Genomic DNA, 17054 nt, shown 5'->3' on the forward strand with positions numbered 1-17054 from the left:
GCGTCTCGTGGCCGGTGGCGGCACCGGCGGGTTGTCGGAAAAGCGCGGCGACGCGGGGCGCAGGCAGGCGCCCCGCGCGGCTCGTCAGTACTTCAGGACCACCAGGCGGGTCTGGGTGAACTCCAGCATCCCGTGCTTGCCGTCGTCGCCGCCCAGGCCCGAGCGCTTCCAGCCGGCGTGGTAGCCCTGGTAGGGATCGGCGGGGGTACGGTTGACGTACAGCTCGCCGGCCTCGATGGCGTTGGCCACCTTCATCGCCGTGCGGTAGTTCTCGCTGTAGAGCACCGAGGCCAGGCCGAACTGGTGGTCGTTGGCCATGGCCAGGGCGTCGTCGAGGGTCTCGTAGCGCAGCACCGGCAGCACCGGGCCGAAGATTTCCTCCTGGACGATCTCCATGTCCTGGCGACACTCGCTCAGCAGGGTGGCCGGGTAGAAGTGCCCCGGCCCTTCCGGCAGCACGCCGCCGCATTCCAGGCGCGCGCCTTCGGCCAGGGCGCGCCGCACCTTGGCGTGGACGTCCTGGCGCGCGCGGGCGTTGACCAGCGGGCCCATGCGCGAAGCATCCTCGGCGCGGTCGCCGATGCGCACGGCGGCGAGCTTCTCGCGCAGCAGGTCGAGGAAGCGGTCGTGCACGCTGGCCTGCACGTACACGCGCTCGATGGCGGTGCACAACTGGCCGCAGTGGGTGGTCTTGGACGCGGCGATGGCGCTGGCGGCCTGCTCCAGGTCGGCGTCGGCCTCGATGATCGCCGGGGTCTTGCCGCCCAGCTCCAGGGACGGCTTGGCGATGTTGGCCTTGCAGTAGTCGAGCACGGTGCGCCCGGCGCCGACGCTGCCGGTCAGGGTGATCATGCCCACCGCCGGGTGCTGGCAGAGGCTGGCGGCCACCTCGTGGACCATGGTCAGCACGTTGAACACGCCGGCCGGCAGCTCGGCCTCGGCGGCGGCGCGGGCGATCTCGAAGGCCGAGGTCGGGGTGTTGTTGCTCGGCCGCACCACCACGGTATTGCCGGCGATCAGCGCCGGGGCGACCTTGCGCAGCAGGGTGTAGACCGGGTAGTTGAAGGGGATCAGGCAGGCCACCACGCCGATCGGCTCGCGCTGCAGCAGGATGGTCTCGTCGCGCGAGTCGCTGGGGATCACCTCGCCTTCGATGCGCCGCGCCCACTCGGCGTGGTAGCGGGTGATCTGCGCGGCGTAGAACGCTTCGCTGGTGGCGTCCTGCACGCTCTTGCCGGACTCGCGGGCCAGCGCCGCGCCGATACCTGCAGCGTTGCGCTCGATGGCCTCGGCGAAGCGCCGCAGGTACTCGCCGCGCTCGATGGCCGGCAGCCTGGCCCACTCGCGCTGGGCGCGTTGCGCGGCTTCGACCGCGCTCAGCACCTCGGCCTCGGTGGCCGCCGGCACTTCGGCGATGCAGGCCTCGGTGGCCGGGTCGAACACGGCGATGCGCGCGGCCACGCCGGAGTCGTGGAAACGGCCGTCGATGAAGTTCTGGTCAGTACGCATGGGCATTCCTGTGGTTCAAGCAGCGCGGTGGCGGAGGAACGACAGGCGGAGCGCGGGGCGGGCGCGAAGCCGCGCCGGCAGGCGGGTGCGGGCAGGCATGGGAAACACTCTTGTCGTTCTTGGATGGGCCAAGTTTCGACAGGCGCGGCAGGCCGGACAAACGATTAATAACGCCGGGTAACCTGCATTTTTCGCATGTTACCCGGCGGCGCTTCAGCGCGGGCTGACGATGTGCGCGGCGTTGTCCAGGCTGCGCTCGGCCAGGCGCACCTCCTCCAGCAGCCAGTCGCGGAAGCGCTCCACGTGCTCCGGTAGCTCCTGCCCGGGGCGGCTCACCCACCAGTAGGACTGGTGGCCGTCCACCTGCACGTCGAGCAGTTGCACCAGTTGCCCGGCCACCAGTTCGCGGGCCACCATCTGGCGGTCGGCCATGGTCACGCCCAGGCCGTCGATGGCGGCGCGGATGGCCATGTCCAGCAGGTCGAACTCGTAGCCGCCCTGCAGGTCGACGCCCTGGATCTTCGCCGCCGCCAGCCAGTGGCTCCAAGTCAGGTAGCGCTGGTCGTCGCGGGCCAGCACGTGCAGCAGGGTCATGTCGTTCAGGTCCAGGCCCTGCTCCTCGCGCTGCGCCAGCAGGCCCGGCGCGCACACGGCGATGTGCTTCTCGTGCATCAGCAGCGAGCTGTCCAGGCCCTCCCACTCGCCGTTGCCGAAGCGGATGGCGCAATCCAGGGTGCCAGTCTCGGCCAGGCTGTCCTGCAGGTGCGTGGTGAGGGTCACCTCCAGCCCCGGGTGGGCCTCGCGCAGGCGCCCCAGGCGCGGCAGCAGCCAGCGGCTGGCGAAGGTCGGCGGGGCGTTCAGGCGCAGGCGGTTGAGGTGCTGGCGCTGCTGGATGCCACGCACCGTCAGCTCGATGCGGTCGAACGACTGCTGCAGCGCGCGCAGCAGCATACGCCCGGCATCGGTCAGCTGCAGGTGATGGTGGCGGCGCTGCAGCAGCGGCTCGCCGAGTTGCGCCTCGAGCTGGCGCACCTGGCGGCTGACCGCGCTCTGGGTGACGTTGAGCAGTTCGGCAGCGCGGGTGAAGCTGCCGGTGCTGCCGGCCACCTCGAACGCCTTGAGTGCATTGAGCGCCGGGATCTTGCGCTTCATCGCTGGCCCTCCCCTCGCGCCCCGTTGGACGCGGCATGCGCATTGGAGTATGGCAGCGGCCCCGGAGTCACCGGGACCGCTGCCGAGGCTCACTCAGAAGTAATAACCGACGTTGGCGTACAGCTGGTTCTCCCAGTGGTCGGTGCCGCCCTGGGCCAGGCTGTCGGTGTAGCTGCTGCCGCCGATGTAGGGGTCGTTGCGGCCGTTGAGCCACTCCACGGCGATGTAGAAGGAGTGCACCGAGAAGGAGGTGCCGAGGATGAAGCGCTCGGAGGCGTCGAAGCCGCTGGCCGACTTGTCGAAGCGGCTGTAGTTGCCGTAGACCTTCATGCCGCTCACCCAACCGCCGACGAAGGTGCCGGGGAAGCTGTAGCTGAGGTCGCCGACGTAGAGGTTGCCACGGCTGGCGACGTTGAAGGTGCCGTCGTAGCCGCCGAAGCTGACCACCTCGTCGCTGCCCGGGTTGCGCGGCGACATCTGCTGGCGGCCGGCCTGCAGCTGCACGCCCCAGGGGCCGTTCTGTCCCAGGTAGTGCAGGGCGTAGGCGTTGCGCCGACCGGCGTCGTGGGTGTCCTTGTTCTCCAGGCGCGAGGTCAGCGCGGAAACCCCGACCTCGGATTTCCACTCGCCCAGCTGCAGCGAGCGCGCCAGGCGGGCCACCACGATCTGCCGCTCCTGGTTGCGGGTGCCCTCGGGCACGTAGTCGTCGGCGGAGGTCACCACCGTCGAGTAGGTGCTGCCGTTGCTGGTGCCGCGCCCCGGCCAGGCCGGGCGGCCGTACAGGCCCGCCTGCAGGTTCCAGTCGCCCTGCTGCTGGATGTACTTGGCGCCCACCGCGGCCACGTCCTCCAGGCCCACCACGTTGCCGAGGGTCTCGTAGAAGGTGCTGCCGAAGTATGGCTGCAGGCCGAAGGGGACCTGGTTGAGGCCGACCTGCACCTGGCGCTCGGCGTCGAAGCGGTAGCCGACCCAGGCGTACTCGGCGAAGGCAACATCGCCGATGTGGTCGGTGTACTGGTAGGGGTACTGCTTGCCATAGAAACGGTAGCGCGCCGCGCCTATCCAGCTGTCGGAGGTGTAGGTGGCGCGCAGCATCAGGGTGTCGAAGCCGGCCTTGTCGATGTCGCGGTCCGGGTCGTGGTCGAAGCGCGCGCGAAGGGCGCCGCCGACGTCGAGTTCGTCCGTCACCGGCACCGCCAGGGCGGCGGCGCTGCAGGTCAGCAGGGCGGGAAACAGCAGGTGCGCACAGCGGCGCGGCAGGAGCAATATGGCCACAATGGAAAGCCTCGGCGAAGTTCTTGTCGTTATTCGGCGCACCTGGCGCGGACACTCCCCCCACACCTTGTGCGCGGCCGAAACTAGCCGCTGGCGCGAGCCGCGCACAAACGACTAAATCGCCGCCCCAACCCGAGAAAAGCGCATGTTTGTAGGACTGCCCCGGCGCTAGAATCGGCGCACGATGACAAGCCCGCGCGCCCCCGCGCGCCCTTTGGGAAGCCGCCCCATGCGCAGCCTGCCGCCCCTGAACATGCTCCGGGTCTTCGAGGAAGTCGCCCACCACCGCAGCTTCAACCGCGCCGCCGAGGCGCTCAACGTCACCCAGGGCGCGGTGAGCCGGCAGATCAAGCAACTGGAGGACTACCTGGGCGTCAGCCTGTTCGTGCGCACGCCCCGCGGCCTGAGCCTCACCGAGGCCGGCAGCGCCCTGGCGCCGCACCTGGGCGAGGCCTTCGACCGCATCGAGCGCGCCCTGCAGGCGGTGCGCGTGCCCAACCTGCGCCAGCGCCTGCGCATCCTCGCCCCGCCCACCTGGGGCACGCGCTGGCTGTCGCCGCGCCTGCGCAGCTTCCTGCAGCGCTACCCGGACATCAGCCTGAGCGTGACCAACGCCCAGGACCCGGACAACCCCGGCGAACTGGACTGCCGCATCCGCTTCGGCCTGCAAGCCGCCCCCCACTGCCACAGCCGCCTGCTGGTGATGGAACGGCACATCGCCGTGGCCAGCCCGGAGCTGTTCGACGGCGAGCGGGCGCCGGAGCTGGACGCCCACCCGCTGCTGCACATCCTCCACGAGGGCAAGCGCCTGAAGGTCTGGGAGAACTGGCTGGAAGCCGTGGGCCGCAACGACGTCGACGCCGGCAGCGGCATCGAGTTCAGCACCCTCGACCAGGTCATCCACACCGCCCTGGCCGGCGGTGGCCTGGCGGTGATCGACCGGCAGATGATCGAGCGCGAACTGGCCGCCGGCAGCCTGCTGCCGATCACCCCGGTGGAAGTGATCGGCCCCTACGGCTACTGGCTGGACATCTCCACGGACAAGCGCGGCCTGTCCAAGGTGCAGCGCTTCCAGGACTGGCTGGAATTGGTGAGCAACCCCTAGCCGCTTGAGGATTTGCCGACAGCTTCGCGCCATGCGGGGAAATCTCCCCCGTCCGACTCGGAGGAGTTGCACAGGCCTTCGGGCTCCTCCCAAGGGCCCGCAGGTCCAAGATCATGCGCTGGAGTCCGCCCCCGCTCACGGACGCCGGAAACCTCCACCGCAAGGACAAGACCATGTCTATCAAGCACACACTGAACCTGCTGGACGAGCGGCTGCTGAAGGAACTGCTCGACGCCGCCCAGGAAGCCCTCAACGACACCGCCACCGCCAAGCGCGTCGCCCACATGCTGGGCGTGGAGCCGGCGCGGGTCCACGCCCTGGCCAACGTCGCCCTGGGCCTGTCGCAGGCTGAGGACGAACGCGCCCACGATGTGGGCACCCTCCGCCAGCTGGACAGCCTCACCAAACGGATCCGCGGGCTGATGAGCCCCTGAACCCAGGCTTGCGCCGGGGCAGGCAGGCGATCGCCGGGGGCTTTTTGCTGCTACCTTTCCAGGTCCGTAGCCCGCAGAGCCCTACGAGGAGCCCCATGACCGATCCCCTGCACAAGCTTTCCTGGGACGACCTGCGCATCGTCAAGGCCATCGGCGAAGGCGGCAGCCTGGTCGCCGCGGCCGCCGCCCTGGGGCTGAACCACTCGACCGTCTCGCGGCGCCTGGCGGCCCTGGAAGGCACCCTCGGCGTGGCCCTCTTCGACCGCCGCCGCAGCGGCTACGCCCCGACCGCCGCCGGCGCCGAGCTGGTCGAGCTGGGCGCGCGCCTGGAGCAGGACATCTTCAGCGTGGCGCGGCGGGTGTCGAGCCCTGCCCAGGGCTACAAGGGCGACCTGCGCGTCACCACCAGCGATGCCCTGCTGCTGGACTTCCTCACCCCCATCATCGCCGGCTTCCAGGCGGCCAACCCGGAAATCCACATCGAGGTGCTGGTGAGCAACCAGCCGCTGAACCTGGCCCGCGGCGACTCGGACGTCGCCTTCCGCGCCACCCTGGTGCCCCCGGAGAACCTGTTCGGGCGCAAGGTGGCCACCGTGGCCTGGGCCATCTACGGGCGCCGCGTCGACTACGTCGGCCACTCCCCCGCCCTCGACGAACTCTGGCAGCGCCAATGGGTGTCCTACGGCCGCGGCCTGGCCGGCCTGCGCGCCTACGGCTTCGTCGAGCAGCGCGTCGCGCCGCAGCGGATCGGCTACCGCAGCGACTCGGTGGCCGGCGTCGCCGCGGCCATCGCCGCCGGCATGGGCATCGGCTTCCTGCCCTGCATGCACGGCGACCTGGTGCCCGGCCTGGTGCGCATCAGCCCGGTGCAGCCGGAGGTCCACGACGAACTCTGGGTGCTCACCCACCCGGACATCCGCAAATCCGGCCGGGTATACGCCTTCCTCACGCACTGCGCCGAGGCCATCGTCCGCCAGCGCGACTTCATCGAAGGCCGCGAACCGCGCCCCGCCTCCCTCGCCCTGCCCGACCGCTAGCGCCGAGGCCGTCCGCAATCCTGCGGATTCGACTCCGCGCAAACGCACACCCGCACGCCGTGCCAGGTCCATAGACTCGGCGGAGATCGGCAGCCACGGCCGCCGGCATCCCACCAGAGGAGGACTCCCCCATGAGCGTCAAAGCGTCCGCCAAGCCCGCCCGTTCCCTGCTCAGCCCCCACGACCACGCCCTGGTACTGATCGACCACCAGTCGCAGATGGCCTTCAACACCAAGTCCATCGACATCACCAGCCTGCGCGCCAACACCGCCATCCTCGCCAACGCCGCCAAGGGCTTCGGCGTACCCACCGTCATCTCGACCATCTCCCGGGAAAGCTTCGCCGGCCCGCTGTTCCCCGAAGTCAGCCAAGCCTTCCCCGACGCCGAGGTCATCGACCGCACCACTTCCAACGCCTGGGAAGACGAGCCCTTCATCGCCGCCATCAACGCCACCGGCAAGGAACGCCTGGTGATGTGCGGCCTGTGGACCTCGGTGTGCTGCAACGGCCCGGTGCTCTCGGCGCTGGAACAGGGCTTCGAGGTCTACGTGGTGACCGACGCCTGCGGCGACTGCACCGCCGAGGCCCACGAGCGCGCGGTGCAGCGCATGCTCCAGGCCGGCGCCCGGCCGATCACCGCCCTCACCTACCTGCTGGAACTGCAGCGCGACTGGGCGCGGGTGGAGACCTACGACCTCACCACCGGCATCTCGATCGAGTTCGGCGGCGCCTTCGGCATCGGCATCCAGTACGCCAAAAGCATGCTCGGCGGCCACCAGGGCTGAGCCCGGCACACCCGGCGGCGGGCCACCCGCCGCCCCATCGGGAAGCACGCCATGAAAGCCTATCTGCTGTCCCTGGGCGTCGGCCTGCTGGTGGGCGTCATCTATTCCCTGAGCGGCGTCCGCTCGCCGGCGCCACCGGCCATAGCGCTGCTCGGCCTGCTGGGCATGCTGCTCGGCGAACAGGCGCTGCCACTGGCCAGGCGCCTGGCCCAACCCCCGCCAGCCGCCAGCGCCCCCGCGGAACGGCAGGCGCCGGCTTCCGGCGTAGCGGCAGGGCATGAGGTACAGGCTCGGGAGGATCGGCAGGGCCAGCGGTGATCGGCGACGCCCGCATTTCCGGAGCGCGCCGGAATACCTGACAACCGATGCCAAGAGGCTGCATGCCATCGCAGAGGAACGCCCCCGCCGTAGGGCGCATAACGCGAAGCGTTATCCGCCGCTGCCGGATGACGCTTCGCTCCGCAGGCAGGCTAGAAAGGAGATTTACTTTCTGGACTCTTCTTGGCGCCAGCAGTCAGCGTAGCGAGAGGATCTTCTTCAAGGCCCTGCTAGCCTTCGACGTGAAATGCGTGAAATGGGGACAGATTTATTTCTCACCCCCTAATCCTGCCCGATTAGTCAGCTTTAGAGCAGGAAAAATAAATCCGTCCTCATTTCCTCACATCTAATCAGGTAGAACAACCAAAGAACTCCACAGTGGCTGGAGACCAAGCTCCTCCATGTAAGTCCCAAAGTCTACGAACGTTTCAACTCCAATGGCCTCATCCGAGAACCATGTCGCCTCACATTCTTGACAAATATACAATATCTTTTCACTCGACTTAATCCTGACTTTGCAGATATCGCCCTGAGCACATCTTGGACAAAGCATTTCAAACCTCTACTTGACTGGGTATGCAGTAATTATTTTGTTCGCTCCTGGCCGAACAATGATCTTTATACTGCTTTCGCCGGCGGTTCCGATAACACGCCCCATTGGAACAATATAAGCACCTGGGTCTCCTGACACCGGACTCCCTTTCTTAAGCCACGCTTGATCGACCAAGCCTAAAACCTCTTTCCGATCCAAATTAAAGACACTGTGCGTTGTTTTATTTGGATTCGGTACCGCGTGGTCTAAAACATGCTTCACTCGATTTCCGTGAACAGAGCCCTGTCCATAATCAAACCCTGCCGGGCTTGTCCAGGTACGAGAAGCCTTATCGAATTTAAGCTCAACTGATCCTGTTGTCGCTTTTGCACCAACTAAATTTCAGCCAACTGCAAAAAATCCTCTGGAATTACGGACTGAGCCCTAGTCGAACCATCAGCATCAGAGAACTCAACCTCATAATTTCCATCATCATAATCTTCTATGATGTAGCCGACATCATTCACTTTAACACCATCATAGAGACCACTTGGCCCGATATATCTTATCCTAGAGTAGAGAGCCAGCTTCATTTTTGGCTCCTAGTAAAGCCAGAAAATGGCGTATTCAGCTTGAGCGATCCATCAGCCTGAATCATCCATCCTGAACGTAGATAGCTGACCTTTCCTGCCTCAAGGCCCTTTCCAGGCAAAGCGATTTCAATATCAATTCGCTGGCCATATTGATCAGCCTTCCCAAGCTTAAACTCACCCTTAGCATATTTTTCGGCAGCTTGCTGCTGCCAAACCTTAGACAATGCAGCCGAATCATACGTGAAATGGGGACAGATTTATTTCTCACCCCCTAATCCTGCCCTATTAGTCAGCTTTAGAGCAGGAAAAATAAATCAGTCCCCATTTCGAAAACGAAACAGCAGTATCATCCTCAAGAAGCACTACGGGCTTCAAATACTCTACCTTCCCACTACCATCCCAATATAAATATCCAGAATACCTATATCCATTCCCCCCCTCAAAACTGGCCCGAACAATCAACTGAAAGTCAGTGCAGCATTCCATATCCAAAAGAGGCCGCACAGTAAGTTCATCCTCTACAGATTCATCCATAGGAAAGAACCAAACCCCACAACAAGCAAGATCATTAATAGTCAACTCATAAACCTGCTTGTCAAGCATACCCATCTCTACTTAATCAGATATTTAATTGACCCATAAAAATGGGAAAGATTTATTTCCCGTACTCCAATCCTTCCCAGCCAACCAACTTTAGAGCAGGAGAAATAAATCTGCCCTCTTTTGGGCATTACTCCAACCCGACATAGAAACCAACTAGCCCAAAGGCCCCAAAACATCACCAGTAAAGTACCGAGTATCAATGTCTATGGCCGGTTCTAAACCACCATAAAAACCTACCATATTAATTTTTTTCGAGAGCCCATCCGCGTATATCTGCATAATACGCATCAGACCTCCAATATCAAAAAGCCGAGTATCGTCAAAAGACAATTCAACATCTATGCCATTCGCATATTTGATCACTCTTAAAAAAACAAAGGGCAGACATATTTCATTAGATACATTAAACTTATAAAGCCGCCCAGTCAGACATATATCTCCTTCATAAGAAACAATTCCATCAATCAATTTCTTGTCGATCTCAGCCAATAGAATATCCCCAAGGCTCTCCGAGACACCCAGATCAGAAAGCACCTCAGAACTCACCTCTAGAGCATTCAAAAGCTCAAGCAAATCACCTACCGCAACTTGCTGAAAAACAACTTCATAAGACTCAGTCATAAGCTATTAGTCAATAAAACCCTTGAAAGTTCCATCCATGTTCAATCGAACACCACGGCCATCAGGTAGTCGTTTTTCCATGAAGGCAAGTCCTTTATCTGTCGTAACTTTTTTGAAATCTCCTGGGGCCCGTGTGATTTCACGCAAATGTTTCATTGCCTGATCGTTCCACGTACTCATTGCTCCTGTAGTCTTACCCCAGATATCTGGGTTTCTACCGGCATGCTTAGACAGTGCATGGCCGACTATAGTACTGCCCTTGTAAGGAGCTTGAGCAGACTCAAGGACAGTCTTAATTTCACCAAAAGACGCACTCCCAGCCTCTTTTGCAATATTAGTTAAATCATCCCCAAACTTCTTCCCCAGCGCCTCAATAACCTCGGCACTGACCTTCTCCGTCACCTTGACGGCACCACCCACCTTGCCAGTCGGTGTGGGGTATCCCAGGTCTATGACGACCTGCCCCCAGTCAAGTCCGTGCTCCAGGGGTGTGTCGGGGAGGAATATCTCGGATCGGACGTTCGGGTCTCGGCGCAGCGTGTAGTACGCAAAGGCCAGGGTGTCCTTATCCAGGCTCTGGACCGCCTTTTCATCCTTGGCCGCCAATGCCCGCAGCGCGTCGAGCGCTTGCTGTTGATCGACGCTCTTACCCTGGCTCGGACAAGCAGGATCGACCTCGCAGCGTTGCTGGGCCTCTTCGATAGCTGCCTGGGCTTTCTCTTCGTGCAGCGTGTAGTTGTACTGCGTAGCGTTCTGCGCCACCCAGGCCCCGGTCTGCAGGCTTTGCGCATCGGCGTCGTCCAGGGTCGAGGCCGCCAGCAGGCCCACCAACTGCGAGGTCATGTCGAGCAGGAACTTGTCGCCGCCTACCCAGGTGTCGAGCTGGTCCACCAGGGCTTCATTGGCACCAGCGGCCAGGGCGCCGGCCTTGAAGTCGCCGCCGCTGGCTTCGGCCAGCAGGCCGCCGACCATGGCGTGGATCATCACCTTCTGGATGCTGCCGTCGGCGTAGACGCCCTTGGTGTAGTCGCCTACGGCGTTGAAGCTGACGGCGGCCAGGGTGTTTAGCAGGGTGCTTTGCAGGGCATCGCCCAGGTCGCCGCCCTGCCCCATGATCCGCCCCAGCGCCAATGCCGTGCCGTTCTGCAGCCCTTGGCTGGCGGCGAATTGGCCGATGCCCTTGAGGGAGCCCAGGTCGATGGTGATCTTGCCGGTGAGGTCGCTGGTGGTGCCGGTCCAGTCGTTGAAATAGCCCTGGGTCAGGCCGGCGGTGATGCCAGAAATGGCATAACCCTTGAGGGCGTCGCTGGAGGTGGTGTCCTGCCACACCGCCCCGAGATCGCCGCGGTTGTTTATGAAGCTGATGCTGGCGTTGCTCGCCGCCCCTGTGGCGACAGCCGCTCCACCGGCAGCAACGGCGCCGCCGCCCATGGCATTCAGGGCGACCGGGCCAACGTAGGCCGCCATCATGATGGCGATGGCCAGTTGTGCCCCTACCCCCAGCCCCGAGTTGCTGTAGCTCCAGCTGTCGTGGATTTCCTTCACCCGCCGCCAATCCACATCCCCCCGCGCCTCGGCCTCCTTCAGCCAGGCCAGGTTGGGATCGGCCTGCACCATGGCGTCGATGGTCTGCCCGACGCTCTTCTGGTCGATGTGCTTGAGGTCGATCTTCAGCCCATCCACGGCCTTGATCGCCAGTTCACCCTGGGCGATCAGCTGGCTCTGGCGCAGCGTCTCGTCGGTCTGGCCCTTGCCCTTGGCGGACTGCCAGGCCAGGTTGCCCTTGCTCTTCTCGTGGCTTTCCTGGTGCAGGTCCTTGACCGCTTCGAAGGTCACCGCGCCGCCGCTGAGGATGGCGATGTCGTTGCCGCTTTCGAGCTTCGCGCCCTGGTATTTCTGGTCGCCGCCGCTGAGCAGGGTGATGTCGGAGCCGGCGCTGATCTGGCTGCCGATGGCCTTGATGTCGGTGACTTCGTCGCGCTGGGTCTTCTTGCTGCCGAAGCTGCCTTTTTTCTCCTCGCTGTACAGCGAGTGGTCGCTGTCGTAGTCCGCCAGCAGTTCCAGCTTGTCGCCGGCCACCAGGTAGGCTTCGTTGCCGGCGCTGATCTTGCTGGCCACCAGGGAGAGGTTCTGCCCCGCGCTGACGACCACATCCCCACCGGCATCCAGGCTGGCGCCCTGCTGCCGCACCTGGTCGGCCTGCTGCTCGACCTTCTTGCCGCCGCCCTTGTACTTCGTTTCGCTGTAGTCTTCGTTCGCCGCCGAGGCGAGGGTGACATCACGGCCGGCGCCCAGGGCGATGTCGCCTTGGGCGTCGATCTGGCTGGCCACCACCGCGAGGTCGCGGCCGGCGCTGGCATCGAGGCTGCCGCCAACACTGACTTCGCTGGCGTGCTGGGTGGTGCTGCCGATGCTGCCCTGCATGCGCCGGCTCTGGAAATCGGCGCTGTCGGTTTCCTGGGTGGCTTCCAGGCGCAGGTCGCGGCCGGCCTGCAGGTAGGCGTCGCCGCCGGCCTGGATCGCGCTGCCGGTGTTGAGCAGGTCGCGCCCGGCGTTGATCGCCAGGTCGCCGCGCGCCTCGATGCGGGCGGCGTTGTTGGCGATTTCCTTGTGGATGCGGTCGTTGCCGGCGCTCAGGTCGAGGGCGGTGATGCTGCGTTCGTTGATGACGTCGCCGGCCAGCGCGGTGAGGCTGACGTCACGCCCGGCGATGATGCCGCCGGCGGTGTTGCGGATGCTGCCGGTGGCGAGCAGGTCGAGGCGGTTGCCGGCTTCGATCAGGCCGGCGTTACCGATGTTGGCGGCGGTGGCGCCGAGGTCGCCGCTGGCGCGCAGGGTGCCATGGTTGTTCAGTTCGCCGCCGCTGATCAGGCTGACGTCGCGGCCCTGGATCAGCGCGCCGTTGGGCGCCAGGCGGTTCTCGGCCTGGGCCAGGTAGAGCACCGGCACCAGGACCTTCTCGCCGTTCACCACGGCCTCTTCCAGCCAGACGATGTCGTGGGTCAGCGCCGCCACCTGCTCGGCGGTCAGGGCCACGCCCACCGTCAGGTGGAGGCTGTCCTTGTAGGCGATGGCGTTGTCCATCAGGTACTTGAACAGCGCCTCGCCGCTGGCCATGCCGTCGATGAAGCGCTGGCCGGTGCGGGCCACCACCGCCTGCTGGATCAGCCGCTGCTCGTAGAGGCCATCGCCCAGACGCTTCTGCGCCTGGTCCGGGTCGTAGCCGAGCAAACCGAGCAGGTAGTCGGAGCTGAGGAAGCTCTTCAGGCTGGTCAGCTCCGGGTTGGTCTCGACCAGGTACTTGTGGCTGTTGCCGGGTGCGGCGTTGCCCGGCACGCCCTGGACGCGGGAAATGCCCTGGCCGAGGCCGGCGAGGTCGGGTGCGCTCGCATCGGCGCTGCCGCCCTCGCCGCTGAGGCGGAACAGGCCGTTGCTGCCGCTGGGCAGGGCGAAGCCGGGGATTTCCAGCGGGTCGACCTGCCATTGCGCCAGGTCCGGCGGCAGCTGCGAGGTGACGGCGAACTGGCCGGTGGCGGCAGCGGTGGCCGTCCCCACGTCGCGCGGGTCGATGCCCTGGGCGCCGGCGTCGCGGCGCACCACGCTGTTGTCGAACTGCTCGCTGGCGACGATGCTGACGTTGCCCGCGGCCTGGATCACTGCGCTGGCCGCCGGGGAGCCGGACACCAGCACCTCGGAGGTCTTGAGGTTGTGGAAGTTGTGCTCCGGGTAGCCGCCGGACTCGAGGACCTGCTGGCGGCTCAGGGCGCCGGGGTCGTAGTCCGGCGAGTTGGGGTCGTTGTAGCGGTTGTAGAGTTCCTGGTTGCTGCGGAACGTCCAGTAGTAGGCGTCGGTGCGGGTGTAGAAGGCCCCGTCCAGGTGCCGCTCCACGCCGCCGGCCGCGCCCTGGTTGCGGAAGGTGGCGGCCTGGATGTCGATGTCGCCGCCCGAGGCGATGCTGCTGTAGAGGTTGGCGAAAGCGCCGCCGCGGAAGACGAAGTCGCCGCCGGCAGTGATCGTCGCCTGGGGCGAGTCCTGGGTGATGACGTCCTCGTAGCGCTCCCAGGACTGGAACCTGAATTCGCAGCCCTTGCCGTCGCACACATCGTCGGCGTACATGCGGATGTTGCCGGCGACGATGCGCTGGCCGATGCGGAAGTCATCGCCACGGCGGTTGTCGAAGTCCTGCGCCAGCAGGGTCAGGGCGCCGGCGCTTTCGATGCTGCCGGAGACGTTCTCGACCCTGGCCGCCCAGCCACCCTGGTCGTTGCCGGCGATGTGCAGGTCGCCGAGGCTGTAGAGGTCGCCGGCATGGTTGCCGAGGGTGCCCACCCGCAGCGCCATGTCGCCGCCGCTGAACAGCAGGCCGCCCTGGTTGAGCAGGTGGCCGGCCTCCACGCGCAACCCGGTGGCGCTGCCGAGGCTGCCGAAGTTGTCGAGGCTGGCGACGCTAACGCCAAGATCGCCGGCGGAGCTGATGCGGCCATGGTTGCTCAGGCCGTTGGCGTTGACACTGGCCGCGCTGCCGCCGGCGATGCTGGCGGGTGCGCCGAGTTCGATCCGCTTCGCGCCCAGGCTCAGGGCGTCCAGGCTGGTGAGGCGGCCGTTGCCGGTGTAGCTGCCGCTCAGGTCCAGGCTCAGGCCGGCATCGCTGGCGATCAGCCCGTCATTGGTCCAGTGGCCGCCGCTGCCATCCAGGCCCTGCGCGGCCAGCAGCTGGCCGCCGCTGCCGAGCTGCAGCCGGTCGACGTTCAGGGTGAGCTGGCGGGCCTGCAGGCTGCTGTTCAGGGTCCAGTCGGGCGCGTTTATGTCCAGCGCGGCCTGGGTGATGAAGTGGCCACCGGCCTGGCCGAGTTGCCCCAGATCGACGAGAAACCCGCCGTTGCCGGCGTGCAGCACGGTACCGCCGGCGTTCTGCAGCGTGCCGCCGCTCAGTTGCAGGGTGTCGGCGGCGGTTTCCAGGGTGCCCTGGCGATTGTCGAGCAGGCCGCGGGTAGCGATCCGGGTGGTGCCGCTCTGGCCGAGGGCGCGCAGGCGGCCCTGGGCGTTGCTCAGGCTGGCGGCGCCAAGGCTCAGCCAGTCGCCGGCTTCGATCAGGCCGCCGTCGTTGTCCAGGGCGCCCTCGAGGCTGAAGTCGATGCCTTTCGCACCGACCTTGCCGCCACCATTGAGGAAGTCGCCGGCAACGACGGTCAGTTGGTCGCCGGCGTACAGGCCGCCATTGCGGTTATCCACAGTCGCGCTGCCGGTTTCGACTTCGGCCTTGCCGCGGGTGGCGGCCAGGTGGCCCTGCTGGTTGCCGATGCCGCCGCTGGCCTGGACCTCCAGGTCCAGGCCCTGGGCCACGCCGGCGCCGTTGTCGAAGTAGCCGGTGACGATCCTGAGCAGGCCCAGGGCGGCATCGAGGATGCCGCCGCTGTTGTCGGTGCTCGCGGCATGCAGGTCGAGCTTGCCATCATCGCTCTGGATGCGGCCCTGGGCATTGTTCAGCGCGCCACTCAGGACGAGGGTGGCGTCGCCCTGGCTGGACACCTGCCCCTGCCGGTTGTCGAGGCCGGCGGCCCGCAGGCTGAGGTTGTCGCCGCTGCGGACGAAGCCATCGTCGCCATTGAGCAGGCGGCCGCCGAGCGCCTCGATGCTCAACGCGCCCCGGCTGGCCAGGGTGCCCTGGTCGCGGTTGTCCAGGTCGCCCTGGGTGAGGGTCAGGTCGAGGGTGGACTGGCTGGCCAGTTGGCCGCCCCGGTTGTCCAGGCTGGCGGCCTGGAGCAGCAGGCTGCCGGCGCTGATCTGTCCACCCTGGTTGTGCAGCCGGGTGGCGGCGTGGCTGAAATCGAGCCGGCGCTGGGCATCGATCAGGCCGCCGTCGCGGTTGTCCAGGGTATCGGCGATGGCGAGTTCGACGTTGCCCTCGGCGGAGACGATGCCGCCGCGGTTGTCCAGGCTGGCCGCGCTGATCCGCTGGTCCCCGTGGCTGACCAGGGCGCCCTGGCTGGCGTTGTTCAGCTCGCCGCCGAGGCTGACGTCGAGCGCGCCGGCCTTGCTGGAAAGAGTGCCACCCTGGCTGTTGTCCAGGCTGCCGCCGCCGACGGTCAGCCCCTGCCAGCCGGAGAGCAGGCCCAGGCCGGCGTTGAGCAGCCGGTCGGCCTGCAGGTCGAGCCGGCCGGCGCTGATGATGCGGCCGCCGTCGCGGTTGTCCAGCAGCCGGGCGCCAAGGGCAAAGCTCTGCTGGCTGGAGATTTCGCCGCCGCGGTTATCCACTGCCCCCAGGCGGCTGAAGCTCAGGGTGCCGGCGCTGAGCAGCCCGCCCTGGCTGTTGTCCAGGTCGCCGCCCTGCAGGTCGAGGCCAAGCGCGCCCTTGCCCTGCAGGCGCCCGCCGTGCAGGGTCAGTTGCCGGGTATGGATGTCGGCGTCGCCCTGGGTGGAGATTTCGCCCCGGCTGGCGTCGATGCCCTGCGCCGCCAGCGTGAGCCTGCCGGCACTGTGGATGAGGCCGTCGGCGCTGTTGTCCAGCTTGCCGGCGAGGCTGGCGTGCAGGGTGCCGCGGCTGGTGAGGGTGCCCTGGCCGCTGTTGTCGAGGCTGGCCAGGTCCAAACGCAGGCTCTGTTCAGCGGCGAACAGGCCGAGGCGGTTGTCCAGGGCGCCGCCGCTGACGCGGACATGCTGGCCGCCGATCTTGCCCTGGCGGTTGTCCAGGCGCTGCGCGACATGAGCGTCCAGGCTGCGCGAGGCGATCAGGCTGCCGGCGTTGCGCAGGTGCTGTGCAGTGATCGAGAGATCGCCGCCGGCGTTGCGGCTGTTGTCGGCATTCACGCCGGCTTCGATCACACCGCTGTTGCTGAGCTGGTTCGCCTTCAGTTCGATGGCCGAGCCCGCCGCCAGGTTCTGCGCATTGCTCAGCGCACCGCTGGCCTGCACGCTGGCAGTGCCGCCGGCATAGGCCGGGCCATTCAGCGCCACGTCCTGGCCCTTCAGCACGAGATCGCCGCTGGCCGCGGCCTGGGCCAGTTCCAGCTTGCCGTTGGCGTCGATGCGGATGTCGCCGGCGCTGGCCGCCATGTTGCCGGCCAGTTTCACGCCCACGCCCTGCTCGGTG

Annotated in this window: 12 protein-coding genes and 1 pseudogene; 5 read left to right on the plus strand and 8 right to left on the minus strand. The window is 65.8% G+C overall.

Translation table 11 applies throughout. The features are described from left to right. Window positions 1-84: 84 nt before the first annotated feature. The 3 genes from aldA to DK254_RS07265 all read right to left on the minus strand — a co-directional run bounded on the left by aldA (window position 85) and on the right by DK254_RS07265 (window position 3927). A complete protein-coding gene (aldA, locus tag DK254_RS07255) occupies window positions 85-1509 on the minus strand; it encodes an aldehyde dehydrogenase (protein WP_109933238.1) in 1425 nt (474 codons plus the stop codon). Window positions 1510-1722: 213 nt separating this feature from the next. Continuing rightward, the gene (locus DK254_RS07260) at window positions 1723-2661 is read right to left on the minus strand and encodes a LysR substrate-binding domain-containing protein (protein WP_109933239.1); all 939 of its coding nucleotides are present in this window, start codon (window positions 2659-2661) and stop codon (window positions 1723-1725) included. Between the two features lie 93 nt (window positions 2662-2754). Then, entirely contained in the window at window positions 2755-3927 is a 1173-nt protein-coding gene (locus tag DK254_RS07265; RefSeq protein ID WP_371921125.1) for a hypothetical protein, read from the minus strand. A gap of 238 nt (window positions 3928-4165) precedes the next feature. On the opposite strand from DK254_RS07265, the gene DK254_RS07270 reads away from it, so the two are divergent. The 5 genes from DK254_RS07270 (at window position 4166) to DK254_RS07290 (ending at window position 7615) form a co-directional block, all read left to right on the plus strand. Beyond that, window positions 4166-5041 carry a LysR substrate-binding domain-containing protein gene (locus DK254_RS07270; protein ID WP_109933241.1) on the plus strand — a complete coding sequence of 292 codons (876 nt, stop codon included), beginning with the start codon at window positions 4166-4168 and terminating at the stop codon, window positions 5039-5041. A 173-nt stretch (window positions 5042-5214) separates the two neighbouring features. After that, window positions 5215-5475, plus strand: a complete 261-nt coding sequence (locus DK254_RS07275; RefSeq protein ID WP_109933242.1) for a hypothetical protein — start codon at window positions 5215-5217, stop codon at window positions 5473-5475. 95 nt (window positions 5476-5570) lie between these two features. Continuing rightward, the gene (locus DK254_RS07280) at window positions 5571-6512 is read left to right on the plus strand and encodes a LysR family transcriptional regulator (RefSeq protein ID WP_109933243.1); all 942 of its coding nucleotides are present in this window, start codon (window positions 5571-5573) and stop codon (window positions 6510-6512) included. A gap of 131 nt (window positions 6513-6643) precedes the next feature. Next, window positions 6644-7297, plus strand: coding sequence for a hydrolase (locus tag DK254_RS07285; RefSeq protein WP_109933244.1), 654 nt, complete (start codon window positions 6644-6646; stop codon window positions 7295-7297). Between the two features lie 51 nt (window positions 7298-7348). After that, window positions 7349-7615, plus strand: a complete 267-nt coding sequence (locus tag DK254_RS07290; RefSeq protein ID WP_109933245.1) for a DUF1427 family protein — start codon at window positions 7349-7351, stop codon at window positions 7613-7615. A 927-nt stretch (window positions 7616-8542) separates the two neighbouring features. Here DK254_RS07290 and DK254_RS07305 read toward each other — a convergent pair. From DK254_RS07305 to DK254_RS07315, 5 genes and pseudogenes are all read right to left on the minus strand, one after another. Next, window positions 8543-8740: a DUF4926 domain-containing protein gene (locus DK254_RS07305; RefSeq protein ID WP_109933247.1), complete on the minus strand. Its 198-nt coding sequence runs from the start codon at window positions 8738-8740 to the stop codon at window positions 8543-8545. Next, window positions 8737-8964 carry a hypothetical protein gene (locus DK254_RS07310; RefSeq protein ID WP_218281405.1) on the minus strand — a complete coding sequence of 76 codons (228 nt, stop codon included), beginning with the start codon at window positions 8962-8964 and terminating at the stop codon, window positions 8737-8739. Before DK254_RS07310 ends, DK254_RS07305 begins: the two co-directional genes overlap by 4 nt. Window positions 8965-9025: 61 nt before the next feature. Further along, window positions 9026-9343 carry a hypothetical protein gene (locus tag DK254_RS33740; protein ID WP_146219579.1) on the minus strand — a complete coding sequence of 106 codons (318 nt, stop codon included), beginning with the start codon at window positions 9341-9343 and terminating at the stop codon, window positions 9026-9028. 153 nt (window positions 9344-9496) lie between these two features. Continuing rightward, window positions 9497-9964 carry a hypothetical protein gene (locus DK254_RS33745; RefSeq protein ID WP_146219580.1) on the minus strand — a complete coding sequence of 156 codons (468 nt, stop codon included), beginning with the start codon at window positions 9962-9964 and terminating at the stop codon, window positions 9497-9499. Window positions 9965-10723: 759 nt separating this feature from the next. After that, a pseudogene (locus DK254_RS07315) lies at window positions 10724-16762 on the minus strand (DUF637 domain-containing protein); the annotation flags it as partial. Between the last annotated feature and the right edge of the window lie 292 nt (window positions 16763-17054).

Origin of the sequence: Pseudomonas sp. RW407 (assembly GCF_003176655.1) — a bacterium.
GTDB classification, from domain to species: domain Bacteria; phylum Pseudomonadota; class Gammaproteobacteria; order Pseudomonadales; family Pseudomonadaceae; genus Pseudomonas; species Pseudomonas delhiensis.

What these genes read in the sequence shown, in the direction of transcription:
- aldA (WP_109933238.1), bottom strand. Translation starts at nt 1,509, where the DNA reads ATGCGTACTGACCAGAACTTCATCGACGGCCGTTTCCACGACTCCGGC.
- DK254_RS07260 (WP_109933239.1), bottom strand. Translation starts at nt 2,661, where the DNA reads ATGAAGCGCAAGATCCCGGCGCTCAATGCACTCAAGGCGTTCGAGGTG.
- DK254_RS07270 (WP_109933241.1), top strand. Translation starts at nt 4,166, where the DNA reads ATGCGCAGCCTGCCGCCCCTGAACATGCTCCGGGTCTTCGAGGAAGTC.
- DK254_RS07275 (WP_109933242.1), top strand. Translation starts at nt 5,215, where the DNA reads ATGTCTATCAAGCACACACTGAACCTGCTGGACGAGCGGCTGCTGAAG.
- DK254_RS07280 (WP_109933243.1), top strand. Translation starts at nt 5,571, where the DNA reads ATGACCGATCCCCTGCACAAGCTTTCCTGGGACGACCTGCGCATCGTC.
- DK254_RS07285 (WP_109933244.1), top strand. Translation starts at nt 6,644, where the DNA reads ATGAGCGTCAAAGCGTCCGCCAAGCCCGCCCGTTCCCTGCTCAGCCCC.
- DK254_RS07290 (WP_109933245.1), top strand. Translation starts at nt 7,349, where the DNA reads ATGAAAGCCTATCTGCTGTCCCTGGGCGTCGGCCTGCTGGTGGGCGTC.
- DK254_RS07305 (WP_109933247.1), bottom strand. Translation starts at nt 8,740, where the DNA reads ATGAAGCTGGCTCTCTACTCTAGGATAAGATATATCGGGCCAAGTGGT.
- DK254_RS33740 (WP_146219579.1), bottom strand. Translation starts at nt 9,343, where the DNA reads ATGCTTGACAAGCAGGTTTATGAGTTGACTATTAATGATCTTGCTTGT.
- DK254_RS33745 (WP_146219580.1), bottom strand. Translation starts at nt 9,964, where the DNA reads ATGACTGAGTCTTATGAAGTTGTTTTTCAGCAAGTTGCGGTAGGTGAT.